The sequence below is a fragment of the Desulfosceptrum tomskiensis genome, assembly GCF_049818055.1.
GTDB lineage: Bacteria > Bacillota > Desulfotomaculia > Desulfotomaculales > JASEER01 > JBFLVT01.
In genome coordinates this window covers 1496096-1514166 of record NZ_CP187479.1, presented here as the reverse complement: position 1 = coordinate 1514166, position 18071 = coordinate 1496096, and the positions used below count along the sequence as shown (strand labels likewise).

General features: G+C 65.2%; 18 protein-coding genes and 1 riboswitch. All 18 genes read left to right on the top strand.

What is annotated here, in order from left to right; all coding sequences use genetic code 11:
• The 18 genes from ACPV0M_RS07695 (at position 1) to cbiB (ending at position 18037) form a co-directional block, all read left to right on the top strand.
• Positions 1-1761 carry an aldehyde ferredoxin oxidoreductase family protein gene (locus tag ACPV0M_RS07695; RefSeq protein ID WP_425620087.1) on the top strand — a complete coding sequence of 587 codons (1761 nt, stop codon included), beginning with the start codon at positions 1-3 and terminating at the stop codon, positions 1759-1761.
• A 127-nt stretch (positions 1762-1888) separates the two neighbouring features.
• On the top strand, positions 1889-3346 hold the full coding sequence (locus ACPV0M_RS07690) for an amino acid permease (RefSeq protein WP_425620086.1): 1458 nt from the start codon (positions 1889-1891) through the stop codon (positions 3344-3346).
• A gap of 172 nt (positions 3347-3518) precedes the next feature.
• A complete protein-coding gene (locus ACPV0M_RS07685) occupies positions 3519-4142 on the top strand; it encodes a hypothetical protein (RefSeq protein WP_425620085.1) in 624 nt (207 codons plus the stop codon).
• 60 nt (positions 4143-4202) lie between these two features.
• Positions 4203-4394, top strand: a riboswitch (cobalamin riboswitch).
• Positions 4395-4512: 118 nt separating this feature from the next.
• Complete coding sequence (locus tag ACPV0M_RS07680) at positions 4513-5187, top strand: energy-coupling factor ABC transporter permease (protein WP_425620084.1); 675 nt, start codon at positions 4513-4515, stop codon at positions 5185-5187.
• Positions 5184-5474: an energy-coupling factor ABC transporter substrate-binding protein gene (locus ACPV0M_RS07675; RefSeq protein WP_425620083.1), complete on the top strand. Its 291-nt coding sequence runs from the start codon at positions 5184-5186 to the stop codon at positions 5472-5474. The genes ACPV0M_RS07680 and ACPV0M_RS07675 overlap by 4 nt, the downstream gene beginning before the upstream one ends.
• 5 nt (positions 5475-5479) lie before the next feature.
• Positions 5480-6253: a cobalt ECF transporter T component CbiQ gene (cbiQ, locus tag ACPV0M_RS07670; RefSeq protein ID WP_425620082.1), complete on the top strand. Its 774-nt coding sequence runs from the start codon at positions 5480-5482 to the stop codon at positions 6251-6253.
• Positions 6253-7878, top strand: a complete 1626-nt coding sequence (locus ACPV0M_RS07665; protein ID WP_425620081.1) for a precorrin-8X methylmutase — start codon at positions 6253-6255, stop codon at positions 7876-7878. The genes cbiQ and ACPV0M_RS07665 overlap by 1 nt, the downstream gene beginning before the upstream one ends.
• Before the next feature lie 30 nt (positions 7879-7908).
• Positions 7909-8388, top strand: coding sequence for a sirohydrochlorin chelatase (locus ACPV0M_RS07660; protein WP_425620080.1), 480 nt, complete (start codon positions 7909-7911; stop codon positions 8386-8388).
• Positions 8385-9494 (top strand): cobalt-precorrin-5B (C(1))-methyltransferase CbiD, encoded by a 1110-nt coding sequence (gene cbiD / locus ACPV0M_RS07655; RefSeq protein ID WP_425620079.1) that lies wholly within the window; start codon positions 8385-8387, stop codon positions 9492-9494. Before ACPV0M_RS07660 ends, cbiD begins: the two co-directional genes overlap by 4 nt.
• The gene (cbiE, locus tag ACPV0M_RS07650) at positions 9491-10141 is read left to right on the top strand and encodes a precorrin-6y C5,15-methyltransferase (decarboxylating) subunit CbiE (RefSeq protein ID WP_425620078.1); all 651 of its coding nucleotides are present in this window, start codon (positions 9491-9493) and stop codon (positions 10139-10141) included. Before cbiD ends, cbiE begins: the two co-directional genes overlap by 4 nt.
• On the top strand, positions 10138-10869 hold the full coding sequence (gene cobI / locus ACPV0M_RS07645) for a precorrin-2 C(20)-methyltransferase (RefSeq protein WP_425620077.1): 732 nt from the start codon (positions 10138-10140) through the stop codon (positions 10867-10869). The genes cbiE and cobI overlap by 4 nt, the downstream gene beginning before the upstream one ends.
• Positions 10866-11609 (top strand): precorrin-4 C(11)-methyltransferase, encoded by a 744-nt coding sequence (cobM, locus tag ACPV0M_RS07640; RefSeq protein WP_425620076.1) that lies wholly within the window; start codon positions 10866-10868, stop codon positions 11607-11609. Before cobI ends, cobM begins: the two co-directional genes overlap by 4 nt.
• Positions 11599-12438, top strand: coding sequence for a cobalamin biosynthesis protein (locus ACPV0M_RS07635; RefSeq protein WP_425620075.1), 840 nt, complete (start codon positions 11599-11601; stop codon positions 12436-12438). The genes cobM and ACPV0M_RS07635 overlap by 11 nt, the downstream gene beginning before the upstream one ends.
• A complete protein-coding gene (cobJ, locus tag ACPV0M_RS07630) occupies positions 12399-13136 on the top strand; it encodes a precorrin-3B C(17)-methyltransferase (RefSeq protein WP_425620074.1) in 738 nt (245 codons plus the stop codon). The genes ACPV0M_RS07635 and cobJ overlap by 40 nt, the downstream gene beginning before the upstream one ends.
• Positions 13129-14493: a cobyrinate a,c-diamide synthase gene (locus ACPV0M_RS07625; protein WP_425620073.1), complete on the top strand. Its 1365-nt coding sequence runs from the start codon at positions 13129-13131 to the stop codon at positions 14491-14493. The genes cobJ and ACPV0M_RS07625 overlap by 8 nt, the downstream gene beginning before the upstream one ends.
• 76 nt (positions 14494-14569) lie before the next feature.
• On the top strand, positions 14570-15610 hold the full coding sequence (locus ACPV0M_RS07620; RefSeq protein ID WP_425620072.1) for a pyridoxal phosphate-dependent aminotransferase: 1041 nt from the start codon (positions 14570-14572) through the stop codon (positions 15608-15610).
• The gene (locus tag ACPV0M_RS07615; RefSeq protein WP_425620071.1) at positions 15607-17097 is read left to right on the top strand and encodes a cobyric acid synthase; all 1491 of its coding nucleotides are present in this window, start codon (positions 15607-15609) and stop codon (positions 17095-17097) included. The genes ACPV0M_RS07620 and ACPV0M_RS07615 overlap by 4 nt, the downstream gene beginning before the upstream one ends.
• Entirely contained in the window at positions 17078-18037 is a 960-nt protein-coding gene (cbiB, locus tag ACPV0M_RS07610) for an adenosylcobinamide-phosphate synthase CbiB (RefSeq protein WP_425620070.1), read from the top strand. Before ACPV0M_RS07615 ends, cbiB begins: the two co-directional genes overlap by 20 nt.
• Positions 18038-18071 lie beyond the last annotated feature (34 nt).

The following is an 18071-nucleotide window of genomic DNA, read 5'->3' as shown; positions in this document are numbered from 1 at the left end:
TTGAAAGGGTTTTACGGGAAGCTGCTGATCGTCAACCTTACTTCCCGCACGTGGTACACCGAGGCCATCCCCGCTTCCTGGTTCGAAAAACTCCTGGGGGGTAAGGGCCTCGGTTCCTGGCTGCTGCTAAGGGAAGTCAAGGCCGGTACCGATCCGCTGGGACCCGACAACGTGCTGATCTTTGCCAACGGTCCGGCTACGGGTACGGTGATGCCCGGAGGCAGCCGGTACGGAGTCTACGCCAGGTCGCCGCTCACCGGGGCGTACGCCGAGTCGTACGCCGGGGGGCGCGTGGCGCCGGCTTTTAAAGGCACGGGCTACGACGCCGTGATCATCCGCGGCCGCGCCGGTGCCCCGGTCTTTATCGAGATCGGGCCGGAGCAAACGGCGATCCGGGACGCGAAGGACTTCTGGGGGCTGGACGCTTACGCGGCGGAGGACGCGCTTCTGGGAAAAGTGGGTGTCGAGGGGGCCCAGGCCGTGGTTATCGGCCCCGCGGGAGAAAGGCTGGTCCGTTTTGCCTGCCTGCAGAACAACCGCTGGCGTTCGGCCGGCCGTACGGGTCTCGGCGCGGTGATGGGCAGCAAAAACTGCAAGGGTGTGGTCTTTCACGGCGGGCTCAAGGCCCCGGTCGCTGATGAAGCGCGGCTGAAGGCTTACGTTGCCCGGCTGCGGGCGAAGTGCAAGGGAAGTCCGGCCCAGAAGTTTTACAACAGCCTGGGCACTCCGGGGATGGTCGGGTTGATGAACGCCGCGGGGGCGCTGCCGACGCGCTACTGGTCCCGGGGCGAGTATGAGGATTGGGACAAGATCAGCGGCCAGTACATGCAGACCAATTATAAGGTCCGCTCACGGTCCTGCCCGCTCTGCCCGATGGGCTGCGCCAAGCTGACGACCGTCCCGGACGGCCCGCACCGGGGCCTGACGATCGAGGGTCCGGAATACGAGACGCTTTACGCCTTCGGCAGCCTGTGCTGCATCAACAGGCTGGACGAAATCGTTTATCTGAACGACCTCTGTGACCGCTACGGGATCGATACCATTACCGCCGGGAATCTGGTCGGCCTGGCTATGGCCGCCAGCGAGCGCGGCCGCTTTCCGGTGCGGGTGGCCTTTGGGGACGCGGCCGCGGCTGTCGAACTGGTCACGGGCATAGTGACCCGCAGCGGTCCGGGCGCCCTACTGGCCGACGGCATTAAAGAAGCCGCCGCCCGTTTGGGTTTGGAGGACCTGGCCGTCCACGTCAAGGGCCTTGAACCGGCGGGTTATGACCCGCGCGTGCTTAAAGGCATGGGGCTGGCCTACATGACCTCGACCCGCGGGGCCTGCCACCTGCGCGCCACCTTTTACAAGCCCGAGCTGTCGGGTATTATCGATCCCCGTACGACGAAGGACAAGGCCTTGCTTTTCACGGATTACGAGGACCGCCTGACCATTTTCAACACGATGATTCTCTGTGTGTTCTTCAGGGATTTTATCCTCTGGGACGACTTAAGCGAGCTGATTGCCGCGCTTACCGGGCGGGAATACACTATGCCGCGGTTGAGGGGCATCGCCAACCGGATTGTCTCTCTCACGCGTTCCTTTAATGTGCGCGAGGGCTTCTCGCGGGCCGACGACGCCCTGCCCGAACGTTTTTATAGGGAGCCCCTGGCGGGGGGCGGCATTGAAAAAGGCGAGATGGAACGTATGCTCGACGAGTACTACGTGCTGCGAGGCTGGAACAGTCAGGGCGTTCCCGGTTATCTGGACGTGGAATAACGGCGTTCCAAGCGGAACCCGGAGCAAGGGGAGTGGGAATGATCGGGGGGTTGACCACAGCGGATTAGGTGTTATACCGGCGGGTGCCGGCAAAAAATCTTTTTTGAATGTTGGAGGCGCCAAGAATATGTCTGTACCAAGTTGTCACGTTCCAACGACGGCGGGACAGCCGGTTGAACTGCGCCGTGGGTTGAAGGCGCGTCACATGCAGCTGATCGCCCTGGGCGGGATCATCGGTAGCTGCTACTTCCTGGGAACGGGCGCCGTGGTGGCCGAAACCGGCCCGGCGGCCTTTCTGGCCTACCTCCTGGGTGGTCTCATCATTTACCTGGTCATGGTCTGTCTCGGCGAACTGGCCGTCCATATCCCGATCTCGGGCTCATTTATCGCCTACGCCACGGACTTCATCTCCCCTGCGTGGGCCTGCGGGATGGGATGGTCGTACTGGCTGACCTGGGTCTTTTACGTCCCGTCCGAAATGGTGGCCGCCGGGATCATCATGCACACCTTTGTGCCGAGCATCGGAACGATATGGTGGGCCGTCTTTTTCGGCTTGCTGATTACGGTGATCAACCTTCTTTACGTGGGAACCTTCGGAGAAACCGAATTCTGGCTGGCTTTAATAAAGATTGTGGCAATCATCGGGTTCTGTATCATGGCCGTGCTGATCTTCCTGGGGGTGATCGGCCATGAGGGCTTCCTGGGTTCGTCGGTGCTCTTAAGTTCAGGCACGCTGTTCCCCAACGGGGCCTGGATCGTCTTCCTGACCATGGTGCTCATCCTAGTGAACTTCCAGGGTTCGGAAATCGTAGGCCTGGCGGCCGGCGAAAGCAAGGAGCCGGAAAAAACCTTGCCTATCGCTATCCGTAACGTAACGTACCGGATCATTGCTCTATACGTTATCCCTGTTTTACTGCTGGTAACGATTCTGCCCTGGGAGCAGGCCGGGGTGGAAGAGAGCGTATTCGCCGCCGCCCTGAACTACTACGGGTTCGGCTGGGCGGGCGCGATCTTCTCCTTTGTCGTCCTTACGGCGGCCATTTCCTGTTCCAACAGCGGCTTGTACGGCTGCGTGCGCGGCCTGTACGGTTTGGCCAAGGAGGGCATGGCCCCCAGGACGTTTACGAAGCTCAACCGTAACGGGGTGCCGCAAAACGCCGTCTTGTTCACCATCGCCTGCTGCTGGCTGTGCATAGTGCCGGGCGTCTATTCCTATAACGAGGACCCCGGGCTCATCGGTAATATCTACGTTATTCTCCTGGGGCTATCCGGTTTTTCCGGCGCGATCGCCTGGATTTCGATCTGCTGGTCTCAGCTCAATTTCCGGCGGCGCCTCGAAAAAATGGGTTATGACATTAACAAGCTGAAGTTCAAGGTCAAGTTCTTTCCTTACGTTACGCACTTCGCGATTTGGATTCAGGTGGCCGCCCTGGGAGTCATCGCCTGGAATCCTGACCTGCGGATGGCCGTGATTATTGGTTTGCCTCTGTTGGTGATTCCGATTATCTGGTATAAGCTATGGGGCTACCGTTATGCTCCCACAGTCGTAACCAGAATAAGGTTCGAGGATGTCTTTAAAGCATAACGCTCACGTCGTTTCTTCAGGCGTTAGGTCACAACCTGGGGTGCCCCACATTCAATGAGGCACCCCAGGTCTTTTTGCCGGCAGGGATTTGTGCGCGTGACACCCCGGAGTGGTACCATAGATATGGAAAAGGCGATCAGCGTGCCGGAGGTAGAGGGAGGAGCACAGTTCCTTGTTTACACTGACCGTCGGTTTGCGCCCCCGGGTGGCGATGGCGTTCTGCCGGCAGTGCCACAAGCCCTGGCGGGAACTGCACGGCGTGCGGCTGGACGCGCGATGCTGCACCTGCGACGCCCGGTTCGATTGGGCCGACATATTCTTTGTTCACGCTTTTTGCCCGGAACAATGGCCTTTGATTTTAAGCCGGGGGGTTTTTGACCCTGAAACCTTCAGCGTTAAGGCCGAGCGCTGCCTGGGTATCACGGGGCACGAGCGACGCAAGTACCCGTGCCGGTTCTGGACGCCGGATGGCTGCATTCTTTCTGCTCCAGCGCGCCCGCAGATGTGCCGCGCCTTCGTCTGCCGCAGGCTCACCAAGCTCTATTCGGAAACCGTGGCCTTGGTGGCCGAGCTTGTCCTGGAAAACCACAAGCTCTTGTGCGATACTGAACTCCAAAGGGAGGTCTTTTCGCTGTCCAGGGCAGGGGTAGGGGCGGAGGAGACTGTCCATAGGCTTTTGCCACGGTACCTTGAATACGTAGACAGGGTGGGCCGAGCGGCTGCAGCTCGCTTTAACGCCGTGAACCGGCGAGAGGTGCGCGTCGTCGTTGAATCCTGGAGCGGGAGTCGAGGGTGAGCTTTTCGCGACATTAAGCTTGACAGCCGGTTCAACGGCACTTATACTTTGGACAAATACCATATAGTAGTAATCCTGGGTGCCCCGCTTAACGGCAGGGAGAATAGGGAAACCGGTGCGAATCCGGTGCGGACCCGCCGCTGTAACCGGGTACGAAAGCCACAGCAGGCCCACTGGCGGTAAAACCGCCGGGAAGGTGTGGCCGTAGGACGATCCGGAAGCCAGAAGACCTGCCCAGGGTGGAGAACATACCGCCTCGCGGACTAAGGGGGTATGGAGGTATGCCGGGATTGAATACGTAATCCCTGATTCGTTCACTAACGGGTCAGGGATTTGTTTTTGGCCTAGTATAAAAGAGAGGATGGTCATCGTGCACGTTATGGAAGGTTTTCTGCCCATCGGCCACGCGCTGGCCTGGGCGGCGGCCTCGGCGCCCTTTGTTGCGCACGGGCTGTACTCCATAAAGAAGAAAGTCAGTTCCCAGCCCGAAGCAGGAATGCTCTTGGGTCTTTCAGGCGCGTTTACCTTTACGCTCTCCGCGCTGAAACTCCCTTCCGTTACGGGGAGCTGTTCCCATCCCACTGGTACCGGGTTGGGCGCAATCCTCTTCGGACCCACCGTGATGTCGGTCATCGGCTGCTGCGTGTTGTTGCTGCAGGCGTTGCTGCTGGCCCATGGAGGCATCACCACTTTGGGGGCCAATACCTTTTCAATGGCTGTTGTAGGGCCTTTCGTGGCGTACGGATTGTTCCGCCTCTGCCAGTTGCTGCGCCTGCCCTTCAGTTGGGGCGTTTTTGTGGCGGCCTTCGGCGGTGACCTGATGACTTACGTTACGACATCCGTACAGTTGGCCCTGGCTTTTCCCGATCCTGTCGGCGGGTTTATGGCCTCCCTGGTCAAATTCGGAACGGTTTTTGCCGTCACCCAGATACCACTGGCTATCAGCGAGGGGCTGCTCACCGTACTGGTATTCGGAGCCCTGCGCAGGCACAGCGAAAAGCAGCTGCGCGATCTGGCGGTGCTTCCGGGAGGTGCAGGAAGTTGAACAGATTAACAAAGAACGCGCTGCTCGTTTTTGGTATATTCTTACTGGTCGTCCTGCCCTTCTTCCTGGTTTCCGGAACCGGTGATCCTGGCAAAGAAATGTTCGTCGGGGCGGACGGGAAGGCCGAAGAGATAATCAAGGAAATAAGGCCCGACTATGAACCCTGGGCCAAACCCTTCTGGGAGCCGCCGTCCGGGGAGATCGAGAGCCTGCTCTTCACCTTACAGGCCGCCATGGGCGCGGGGTTCATCGGCTACTACTTCGGCCGCAAACACGGCGGGAGGTGAGGCAATTGATTGACCGGTGGGCGTACGCCAGTCCCCTGGCGCGCAGGCACCCTCTGGAAAAAGGCGTGCTCGCGCTCCCGGCGCTCGCCGCCTGCCTGGTGGCGAAGTCCTGGTGGGTACCGGTATTGGCTTTCGGGTCTATGTCCGTCCTGATCCTGGCCGTGGCTCTTATACCCTGGCGAGTTTACCTGCGCCTCTTGCTGGCGCCTGCCGCGTTCCTGGCCGCCAGCCTGCCTGCTATAGCCCTTTCAGTGATCTTCGCACCTTCGGGGGAGGGTTACTGGATAACGCTTGGTAGTGCTTATGTGGGTTTTACGTCAGATGGACTGGCCCAGGCGCGTAACGTCATGGCCCGTTCTTTGGGTGCTGTCTCCTGTATGTGCTTCCTTGCTCTGTCCACGCCGATGCCCGACATAATCGGTTTCTTAAGGCGCTGCCGGGTACCGGCGCTGTTCTTGGATCTCCTGGCCCTCATCTATCGTTTTGTGTTCATTCTTCTGGAAACCGGGTTGACGATGCAGAAGGCTCAGGCGCTGCGTCTGGGTTACAGCACGCCGGGCGCCGGCTTCCGGTCAGCCGGCTGCCTGCTCGCCAATCTCTTTGTGCGGACTCAGGACCGCGCCCGCAGCCTGGAGGTCGCTCTTGCCACGAGGGGCTACGAAGGCCGTTTAAACGTGCTGGAGAGGCCGTGCCGCTTATCGGCGCGCAATGTGGTACTGTCGGCGGTCATGGGCGGGTGGCTGCTTGTCCTGGCTGTTGTGACTGCGGGGGTCGGCTAGTGCACGATGCGGTTTTTGAAGTGCGGGGAGTGACTTACCGCTATCCGGACGGCACGCCCGGGCTGCGGGGCGTCAGCGCGGTGTTGCGACGGGGAGAGAGGATCGCCGTCCTGGGTGCAAACGGGGCGGGCAAGACGACGCTCTTTCTGCACCTGGTCGGCGTCCACAGGCCGAACGAGGGAAGCGTGTATTTTGATGGCCGGCCCCTGTCCTACGACCGTCGTGCCCTGCAGTTTTTGCGCCGCCGGGTTGGGATGGTTTTCCAGGACCCCGACGCCCAGCTTTTTTCGGCCAGCGTCTACCAGGACGTTTCCTTCGGCCCCCTTAACCTCGGTCTTTCCGAGACCGAGGCGCGCCGGCGCGTGGAACAAGCGCTTGCCGCGGCGGGCATCGCCGATCTGGTGGAACGCCCGACGCATGCGCTGTCGCACGGTGAAAAGAAGCGGGCGGCACTGGCGGGCGTGCTGGCCATGGAACCGGAGGTCCTGATCTTTGACGAGCCCACGGCCGGGCTCGACCCGCAGGGGGTCTCGGAAATGGTTGAACTCCTGCGGCGCCTGCAGGCCGGAGGGAAGACCGTGCTCTTCTCCACTCACGACGTTGACCTGGCTTATACCGCCGCCGACTGGTGCCTGGTGCTTGCCGGAGGACGGGTCGTCGGACAGGGGCCGCCGGCGGAGGTTTTCAGGAACCAGGTCCTTCTGGCCGCCGCCGGACTGGTCAGGCCGTGGCTGCTGGACCTTTTTGAAGAGGCCCGCCGCAGGGGCTGGGTGGCTGACGGCGAGAAGCCCCCGTTGCACCGGGAAGCCCTTCTGAGGGCCTTGGAGGACGGCCTCGGCGCCGGCAGGATGCCGCCGGAAGAAAGCGTTGGCGCGGCGCCGGGAGCCGCCGGGGTCGGCGGGGCGAAGGACACACCGACGACGCTGGGGGGCTTGCCGCAGAAGAGCCGGGTATACGCCCTCTACAAGCGACCGGTGTCGGGGGATGAGATCGAGGCCGAGTCCTTCCGCCGGATCGAGGCGGAAGCGCCGCCTCACAGTTACAGCCCCGAAGAATGGAGCGTGGTGCGGCGGCTCGTCCATACCACGGCGGACTTCGGCCTGGTGGGAACGGTGCGCTTCTCGCCGGGGGTCGTCGAGGCCGGGATAAGGGCGCTGAAGCGGGGCGCCTGCATTTTCGCCGACGCTAATATGATCAGGGCGGGGATTTCCCTCGGCCGGCTCCGGCGGGCGTGTCATGCCTACACGGCGGAACACGTTCACTGCCTGATCGCCCATCCGGCCGTGATGGACGAGGCCCGGGCCGCTGGCCTGCCGCGCTCGCTCTTCGCGGTGCGCATGGCCCGCCCCATCCTCGAAGGGGGTATCGCGCTGGTAGGCAATTCGCCGGTGGCCCTCTTGGAACTGAACAGGATGATCCGGGAAGGGGAGGTCAGGCCGGCCCTGGTGGTGGCCATGCCGGTAGGCTTCGTCCACGTGGAGGAAAGCAAGCGGGAACTGATGGAGCTGGACGTGCCTTATATCTGCCTGGCCGGGCGGCGGGGAGGAAGCACCCTGGCGGTGGCGGCGCTGCACGCCCTGGCCATGCTGACCGCCGGCGATCAAGGGCCGACTACCGATGTCTAACGACTGACGATTGAAAACGAGGTGCTGTTGATGCGCGCAATAATTCTATTAGGACACGGGAGCCGCGTGCCCGAAGCAGCCCGAGAAATGGAGATCCTGGCGGGGATGCTGCGGGAGATCACCGGAATCCCGCTGGTGCGGGTTTGTTTTCTCTCCCGCCTGGGACCACACCTGCCCGAGACCCTGGCGGCCTGTGTCGCCGACGGCGCCGTGGAGCTCATCGTTATCCCCTACTTCCTGCACGCCGGGCTGCACATCCTCGTCGACATCCCCGGCGAACTGCAGAAGCTGGCGGCGGACTACCCCGGCGTAAGGATCGTCTACGGACGGCATCTGGGTTGCGACCCGGTCTTCGCGGACATCCTGGCGCGCCGCGTGCAGGAGTCACTGGACCTGCCCGACGTGCGCGAGATCAAGGTGCCCGACCGTACCCGGTACCCGGTACCGCCCGGGCAGGGCGAGTTCGTGGAAGTGCTCCCCGATTTTTGCGCCGGCGGGCGGGGGGAATGAACGGCGGTGTCGGCCGGGGGAGGGGACAAAAACGAGCTTCCCGCAACAGCGGCCTGCGGCGGGGTTACACGACCGGAACGTGCGCGGCGGCGGCGGCGCGGGGCGCCGCCCTCTGGCTGCTCGAGGGGCGCTTTCCCGAAAGGGTCGCGATCCTTTTGCCCGGCGGTGAACAGGTAACCCTCCCGGTGCATGCGGTCTTCCGCGACACGTCCGCCGCCCAGTGTTGCGTGATTAAGGATGCGGGTGACGACCCTGACGTAACCGACGGGATGGCCATCCACGTCCGCGTCGAATTTGCCGCAGCCCCGGGCGTCGTCATCGACGGGGGGGAGGGCGTGGGGCGCGTCACCAAACCGGGCCTTCCCGTCCCGGTGGGCGAGGCCGCGATCAATCCCGTGCCGCGGGCGATGATCGCCGGCGCGCTGGCCGGCCTTGTTCCCACCGGCGGGGGCTGGAAGGTTACCGTTTCCGTTCCGGGAGGGGATAATGTCGCACGGCGCACCTTTAATCCGCGGCTGGGCATTGCCGGGGGCATCTCGATTCTCGGTACCACCGGCTATGTCGAGCCGCGCAGCCTCGACGCCCTGCGGCGCTCGCTCCCGCCGCTCCTGGACGTCCTGCGCGCCTCCGGCTGCGGGGAGGTCTGCCTGGTCCCGGGCAACATCGGCCGCCGGGCGGCGCGGCGCCTGCAGCCGCCGCCCGCGGAGGAGCAGATCGTTGAGGTCAGCGATTTCCTGGGGTTCATGCTCGACGAGGCATACCGGCGGGGTTTTGCCCGGATCGTCCTCGTCGGGCACCCGGGTAAGCTGGCCAAGATCCTGAACGGGGACTGGCAGACGCACTCCAGATTTGCCGGGCCGGCCAACGGCGCCGTCATCGACTTCTGTGCCGCTGCCGGCCTGCCGGAAGACCTCATCCGGCGTTTGGGGGAACTGTCGACGGTGGAAGCGATTCAGCAGGCGCTGATTAATGAAGGGTACGGCCGTTTGCTCGGGATGCTGGCGTCCAGGATCAAGGTTCTCGTGCAAGAAAGGCTGGGCCCGGGACCTTACGTGGCGGTGCACCTCTGCGACTTGCAGGGGAACATCGTGGGGGAGGCGCCATGAAACCGGAACGGGGGAAACTGACCATCGTGGGCTGCGGGCCGGGCGGGGCGGAGTATTTGACGCAGCAGGCCCTTACGGCGGTAGCCGAGGCGGACTTGCTCTGCGGCCCCCGGTTTCTGCTCGACCTCTTCCCGGAGGCCCGGGGCGAGCGGGTGGTGACAGGCCCCGACGTCCGGCAGGTGGCGGCCCTGATCCGTTCCCGCATGGACGAATGCCGCGTGGCGCTCCTGGTGACGGGCGATCCCGGGCTGCACAGCCTGGCCGGCCCGGTGGCGCGCCTTCTCGGCCGGGAAAGGGTACAGGTTGTTCCCGGGGTGAGTTCGGTGCAACTTGCTTTTGCACGTCTGGGCCTTCCTTGGGAAAACGCCCGGGTTTTCAGCCTGCACGGCGTCTCCGAGGAAGAGGCAGAGCTTGTCCTAGGCGCTCTGGCTGCTGTGTCTACCGCCGCCGTACTTTGTTCGCCGGCCTGGACACCCGGGAAAATCTTTGGTGTACTTCGGAATACGGCGGGGCACCGCCGGGCTCACGTTTTCTGGGACCTGGGGCGACCTACGGAAGGGCGGATGGCCGGGACGGTCACTGAACTGGCCGGGCGTTTTGAAGGCCCCGGTCGAAGTGTATTGATTTTGACGGAGGCGGAAGAGTGAAAGGTGAAACGCAGGGATCATTCTGGGGCGTCGGGCTTGGCCCCGGGGACCCGGAGCTGATGTCGCTGAAAGCGAAACGCCTTATCGAGGAAGCGGACTGCGTGGTTGTGCCGAAGTCCAGCCTGGCCGGGGAGAGCCTGGCCCTGGAAATCGCCCGCCCGTTCATAGGCGAAAAACCCGTACTGGAATGCGAGTTTCCCATGCGCCGGGACGAGCGGGAACTGGCACCTTACTGGGCGGCGGCCGCCGAGGAAATCGCCGAAAGGGTCCGGCGGGGGGAGAAGGTGGTCTTCCTGACGCTGGGGGACTGCCTTACCTACAGCACCTACTGCTACGTCCTGCGGGAGCTGCGCCAGAGGCTTGCGCCGGGACTGATCCGCTCGGTCCCGGGCATCACCAGTTATGCCGCGGCGGCGTCCGCCGCCAACTTTCCTCTGGGCGAGAAGGACGAGCGAATCGCGGTTGTGCCGGTGCCTCGCGGCGACCTGGCGCCCGTGCGGCAAGTCCTGGAAGAGTTCGAGACGGTGGTGCTGATGAAGGTCGCCAAGCAGCTGCCCGCCGTGATCAACCTGCTGCGCGAAATGGGCCTGGACGGGCACGCCGTCTTCGCCAGCCACGTTTCCCAGCCGGAGGAGTACCTTACGTCGGACCTGCAGTCCCTGCCGGAGGGCGAACACGGCTACCTGTCGGTGATCCTGGTGCGCAAAAAAGGGGGGCGTGCGTCTTGACCGTTTATTTCATCGGCGCCGGGCCGGGGGACCCCGAACTGATCACGGTGCGGGGGAAGCGCCTTCTGGAGCGCTGCCCGGTGGTCATTTACGCGGGCAGCCTGGTCAACCCGGAAATCCTGCGCTGGGCGCGGGCCGACGCGGAGAAGCACGACGCCAGCCGGCTGGACCTGGAGGCGCAATTGGCCGTGATCACCGAAGCCGCGGCTGTGGGACGCGATGTCGCCCGGCTGCACACCGGAGATCCCTCGCTTTACGGGGCCCTCGCCGAACAGGTGCGCGCCCTGGAGCGCCTGGGCATTCCTTACGAGGTGGTGCCGGGGGTCAGCGCCTGCTTCGCGGCGGCAGCCTTGCTGGGTAAGGAATACACCCTTCCCGGGGGCTCGCAGACCCTGATCCTGACGCGCCGGGCGGGGCGCACGCCGGTGCCCGAAAGCGAAAGCCTGGCGCGGCTGGCCGCGGCCCGGGCCAGCCTGGCGCTGTACTTGAGCGCCGCTGATGCGGCGGGAGTACAGGACGATTTACTCCCCGCCTACGGCGCCGAATGCCCGGCGACCGTGGTTTACCGGGCGACCTGGCCCGACCAGCGGATTATCCGCTGCCGCCTCGCGGATCTGGCCGCAACCGTCCGGGAGTCGGGGGTTGAGCGGCACGCCCTGATCCTGGTCGGGTCCTTCCTGGAACAGGACGGCGGGGCCAGCTATCTTTATTCGAAGGAGCGTTTGCGGGGTGAAGGATAACCGGCCGCTGGCGGTAGTGGTCGTCAACGAGGCGGGCTTCGCCCCCGGCGCGGCGGTGGCCGAAGCCCTCGGGGCCTTCCTGTACGTTCCGGTTCGATTGTCAGCTGTTCAATCGGCACCGCCGCGTCCCGGAGCCGTCGTGGGATACGAGGGTTCGGCGGGTGACGTGGTCAGGCAATTGTTCGGGGAAGGCCGCGGGCTGGTGCTGGTCATGGCCGCAGGCATCGCCGTGCGCCTTTTGTCGGGCCTGCCGGAAGACAAGCGGCGCGACCCCCCGGTGGTGGTCCTGGATACCGCTGCCCGCTACGCGATCAGCCTGCTCGCCGGGCATGAAGGCGGCGCCAACGGGCTGGCTTATCGGGTGGCGGCCGCGGTGGGGGCCGAACCGGTGGTCACCACCGGCAGCGAGGCTCACCGGACGCTCGTCGTTGGGCTCGGCTGCCGCCGGAGCGTCGGTGCGCCGGCGATCATGGCGGCCATCGAACGGGGGCTGACCCTGGCGGGGCGGAAGAAGAATGATATTCGGGTTGTGGCTACCGCCGATTTCAAGGCCGGCGAGCCGGGCATCCTTGAGGTTTGCTCCGCCTTGGGCGTGGGACTGCAGGTGTTCGGCCGGGAGGCCATCCGGGGCGTTGACAGGTTGTTCGGCGAGTCGCGCTGCACCCGCAAGTATTTTGACGTGGGAGGAGTTGCTGAACCATGCGCCTTTCTGGCCGCCCGCAACGGTCGGATCATCCTGCCGCGCCTGGTGGCGGACCAGGTGACGGTGGCCCTGGCCGAGGATCGCTTGTGGTCGCCGGGATCGGGCCGGGGGACGCCGAGCACCTGACGCCTGCCGCCCGCGCCGCCATAGCGGAAGCCGAGGTGGTGGCCGGCTACCCTCTTTACCTCGACCTCGTCCGGGAACACCTGGCGGGGAAAGAACTGATCAAGAGCGGAATGCGCCGGGAGGTCGAGCGGGTCCGGGAGGCCATCGCCGCGGCCCTTGCCGGCCGCCGGGTGTGCCTGGTTTCAAGCGGTGACGCCGGGGTTTACGGGCTGGCCGGTCTGGTCCTCGAGGAACTGGCCCGCCGCGACCTGGCGCTGCCCTTCAAGGTCGTCCCGGGCGTGACGGCCGGCCTTGCCGCAGCGGCGCTCCTGGGGGCGCCGCTGGCCCACGACCACGCGGTGATCTCCCTTTCCGACCTCCTCACCCCCATCGACCTCATCAAGAGGAGGGTGCGGGCGGCCGCCGAGGCCGACTTCGTCCTCGCCCTGTACAACGTGCGCTCGCGTACGCGCGTCGAGCCCTTTATGGCGGCCCTGGACATCCTGCGGGAAACGCGCCCGCCCGGGACGCCGGCGGGCATCGTCCGCAACGCTTTCCGGGAGGGGCAGGAGAGGCGCGTCGTCACGCTGGCCGAACTGGTCCCGGACGACGCCGACATGCTGACGCTGCTCATCGTGGGCAACACGCGGACCTTCACCTGGCGCGGGTTCATGATTACGCCCCGCGGCTACTTCGACAGGGGAGCCCACGATGATTAACGTGCCGCGCCTGCTCGTGGCCGCACCGTCGAGCGGGCAGGGGAAGACGACCCTGACCCTGGGCCTGCTTCGGGCGTTAAGGCGGCGGGGCTTGGCGGTGCAGCCCTTCAAGGCGGGGCCCGACTACATCGATCCGGGCCACCACACGCGCGCCGCCGGCAGGGCGTCGCGCAACCTGGACACCTGGCTCATCGGTGACGAGGCTTCGCGCGAGCTGTTCCAGCGGGCTGTCGCGGGAACAGACATCGCGGTTCTGGAAGGGGTAATGGGCCTGTACGACGGGCTGGGGGACGGCACCACGCGGGCCTCCAGCGCCGAACTGGCCAAGATGCTGCGGGCGCCCGTCATCCTGGTCGTCGACATCTCACGGCAGGGAGCCAGCGCGGCGGCTGTCGTCCTGGGCTTCAAGGCCCTTGATCCCGAAGTGCATGTCGCCGGGGTCATCCTCAACCGCGCCGGCTCGGCGCGGCACGCCGGCCTGGTCACCGAAGCCGTTGCGCGCTATTGCAAGGTGCCCGTCCTCGGAGTGATCCCGAGGGAAGAGAAGCTGAAGATCCCGGAACGGCACCTCGGGCTTTTTACCGGAGCGGAGGGCGACTGGGAGACGGTGTACGAGCGGCTGGCCGACATCGTCGAGCAGCACGTCGACCTTGCCGTTTTGCAGCGGCTGGCCGGAACGGCGCCGGCCCTGCCCCGGATGAACCCCCGGATTTTTGCAGGAGACGCTTCGGCAGGGACGGTGCGGGTGGGGGTGGCCCGCGACGAGGCCTTCAGTTTTCTTTACGCCGACAACTTGGACATACTGCGTCACCACGGCGCCGAACCGATTTTCTTCAGCCCTCTCCACGACGACCGCCTGCCCCACGGCTGCGCCCTGCTCTACTTCGGCGGCGGTTACCCGGAACTGTACGCCGGGGCGCTGGCGTCCAACCTGGCGATGCTAACCGCCGTCAGGTCCTACGCGGCGGCGGGGGGGCGGATCTACGGCGAGTGCGGCGGCTTGATCTACCTGGGGGAGGGGTTGACCGACTTGGAGGGCCGTTACCACCCGATGGCCGGTCTACTCCCGGTGCGCGCCGGCATGGCCGGCCGGCGGCTTTCTCTGGGTTACGTCGTGGCCCGGGCCCTGTATGACAACTTGATTCTAAGGGCCGGCGAGGAGGTCCGGGGCCATGTTTTCCACTACTCGGAAGCCGACCCCGTGCCCGGCAGCCGGGCCTGCCTGGTTGTCCGCCAGGCTTATGGGACGCAAGCCCGCAAGGAGGGCTGGCAGGCCGGGTCCGTTTTCGGCTCTTACCTGCACCTGCACTTCGCCTCAGCCCGCCACGTGCTGCAGCGCCTGCTGAAAAAGCAGTGAGCTGTTTGCTGTGGGCTTTTCTATATCTCCTAATGCTTGATGCTTAACGCTTAGTGCGTGTTTTAGGGGTGGGACTGTGAAGTGGGATCACGGCGGCGCCATTACGGGCGTCACTATAGATTTCAGCGTAAGCCTCAACCCGCTCGGGCCTCCGGACTGTGTCGCCGAACTGTTGCAAGAGGCGCTTCCCCTTATAACCCGTTACCCTTCTCTTGATGCGGCTCCCGCGCGCCGTTCCCTGGCGGCATTTCTCGGCCTTGACCCGGGGGAGGTGCTAGTGGGAAACGGTGCAACCGAGCTAATCGGTCTCCTGGTGCGCGCCCTGCGGCCGGGCCGGGTCTGGGTTATAGAGCCGTGCTATTCGGAATACCGCGGCGCCGCCGAGGCCTGCGGCCTTCCGGTGGCGGCGGCGCCCTCGCGGGTCGTGGACGGGCGTTTCGAGCCCTTGTGGGAGGCGCTTGCGCCCGAGCCGGGCGACGTGGTCTTTATCGGCTATCCGAACAATCCCACCGGGCAGCTTCCGCCGCGGGACGCGCTGGAGCGTTTGCGTAAGACCCGTCCCGGGGTTTACTGGGTATTTGACGAGTCGTTTCTGGCTTTTGTAGACCCCGCAAAGGGGTCTTCACCGGTCCTGCCGCCCGTGCCCGGGGTGGCGGCGGTGTGTTCGCTGACCAAGTTTTACGCCGTGCCCGGGCTGCGGCTCGGTTACCTCGTCGGGACAGGAGACCTGGTGCGGCGGCTCCTGGCGGCGAAAGACCCCTGGAGCGTAAACGGCCTGGGCGAGCACCTCGTCGGCCGGCTGCTCGCCGAGACGGCTTACGCTGTAGAGACCAGGGCCTTTGTGACAGCCGAGCGGGCGCGGGTGACGGCCGCACTGGAGAGGCTGGGGCTCCGCGTTTTCTCCGGGGAGGCGAACTTCTTGCTCTGCGCGCTGCCCGACGGTTACGAAGTCCAAGCCCTGAACGCCTGCCTGCTGCGACATGGCATGGCGGTGCGGAACGCCTCCACCTTCGCCGGGCTTTCGGCACGTCACTTCCGCATGGGGCTGCGCAGGGCCGACGAGAACGACCGGCTGCTCGAAGTCTTATCAGGCTTTCTGCAGGGTGGAAAAAGATGACGGCGCGCGTGCTGATGGTTCAGGGGACGTCCTCTTCGGCGGGCAAGAGCCTTATCGTCGCCGGTCTTTGCCGCCTCTACGCCCGGAGAGGCTTCCGGGTGGCGCCTTTCAAGAGCCAGAACATGGCCCTCAACTCTTACGCCACCCCGGACGGCGGGGAAATCGGCCGCGCCCAGGCCTTGCAGGCCGAGGCCGCGGGCGTTCCGCCCCACGTAGATATGAACCCCATTCTCCTGAAACCGACGGGGGAGGCGGGCAGCCAGGTGGTTCTGCTGGGTCGTCCCCTGGGCGTCTACAAGCCGGCCGATTATTACGCCTTAAAGGAAAAGCTATGGCCGCTGGCTGCCGCCGCCTTCGACCGGCTCCGGGCGGGTGCGGACCTCGTGTTTGCCGAAGGGGCGGGAAGCCCGGCTGAAATCAACCTCCGGCCGCACGACATCGCCAATATGGAGGTGGCGCTTTACGCCGGGGCTTCCGTTCTGCTCGTCGGGGACATCGAGCGCGGCGGGGTGTTCGCCTCCCTGCTCGGGACGATGGAACTGCTGGCGGAGAGGGAACGGGAACTTGTAGCCGGTTTCGTGGTCAACAAGTTCCGGGGAGACGAGGAACTCCTGCGGCCCGGGCTGGCTTTGATCGGGGCGCGGACGGGGCGGCCGGTGCTGGGCGTATTACCTTACCTGCACGACCTCCACCTTGACGAGGAGGATTCGGTGGGCCTCTCCGGGCGGGGAAAGGCGCCCGCCCCGGGCGACCTGGCGGTGGCGGTAATACGCCTGCCCCGGATCTCCAACTACACCGATTTCCTGCCCTTCGAAACGGAGGACGGGGTGGCGCTGCGTTACGTCGACCGCCCGCAGGAACTGGATGGTGCGCACGCGGCTATCCTTCCCGGCAGTAAAGAGACGCTGGCCGACCTGGCTTGGCTCCGCCGCCGCGGGCTGGACCGGGCCCTGTGTGATTTTGCCGCCCGGGGAAAGCCTCTTTTGGGTATTTGCGGCGGTTTCCAGATGCTCGGCCGGACCATCCGGGAAGGGGGGCAAACGGTGACGGGGCTGGGCCTGCTGCCTGTGCGCACCCGCTTCGCGCCCGAGAAGCGCACCGTTCAGGTGCGCGGCGTCACGGCCGAGGGGGTTTGGGGCATCCCGGGCGGGCTTTCGGTACGGGGGTATGAGATTCACATGGGATTCTCCGAGGTCTGCGGGGGCAGGCCGTGCTTCCTGCTCGACGGGCAGGGGACGGGGCCGGCACCCGAAGGCTGTGCCGCCGAAGAAGGTTATGTGGCGGGGACTTACCTGCACGGCTGCTTTGACTCCGACACGTACCGGACACAGTGGATAGCCGCCGTGCGCCGCCTCGCGGGGCTGCCGGCCCGGCCGTCCGAGCAGCCGGGGTTCGCCGCGCGCCGTCAGAGGGACCTGGACCGTATCGCCGACCTGCTGGCGGAAAGAATCGGGGTGGAGCGGCTGGATGGAATTCTTGGCCTGTAGGGCCGGGGTGATCCTGGCCGCTCTGGTCCTGGACCGGCTGCTGGGCGATCCGCCCCGGCTCCCGCACCCCGTCCGGCTGATCGGGTACTTGATCGCCTCCGGCGAGTCCATCCGGCGCCTACCGCTGCCGTTGCGCTGGTCGGGGACCCTGCTGGCGCTGGGCATGATCGCGGTAACCGGTGCGGCGGCCTGGCTGCTTGTTAAACTGGGGTACGCGGCGGGCTTTTGGTGGGGCCTAGCCATGGAAGCCTTGCTCGTCTACCTGGCCGTCGCCCCTCATTCGCTGGCCGGTGAGGCGTTGGCGGTGGACGGACATCTGCAGCGTGGCGACCTGCCGGGCGCGCGCCAAAGGCTGGCGATGATCGTCGGGCGTGACACCGCCGGTCTCGATGAACGGGAGGTCCGCCGGGCGGCGGTGGAGACGGTGGGCGAGAATACGGTCGACGCGGTCCTCTGCCCGGTTTTTTACGCGCTGCTCTTCGGAGCGGCGGGAGCCTGGGTTTACAAAGCGGTCAGCACGCTGGATTCGATGATCGGTTACCGGCACGAGCCGTACCGCGATTTCGGCTGGGCCGCCGCCCGGCTGGACGACTTCGCCGCCTTCGTCCCGGCGCGGCTGACCCTCTTTTTCGTGCCCCCGGCGGCCCTGCTGTCCGGCCTTTTCGCACGGGACGCCTGGCGGGTGGGCTGGCGGGACCGCCTGGCTCACCCCAGCCCCAACGCCGGCCACGGAGAGGCGCTGTTCGCCGGGGCGCTCAACGCCTGTCTCGGCGGGCCGTCGACTTACAACGGGATACCTTCGGAAAAACCGTACCTCGGCGCGGAATACCCGCCGCCCGGACCGCCGGCCATACGCCAGGCGGTAACCCTGCTCTGGGCGACCGCCTGGCTGTTTGCGGCCGCGGGCGCAGCCGTTCTGGTTTTCCTCAGCCGGTTTTGAAAAGAGGGAATTCCAGGCTGTCTAGGAGGAATTA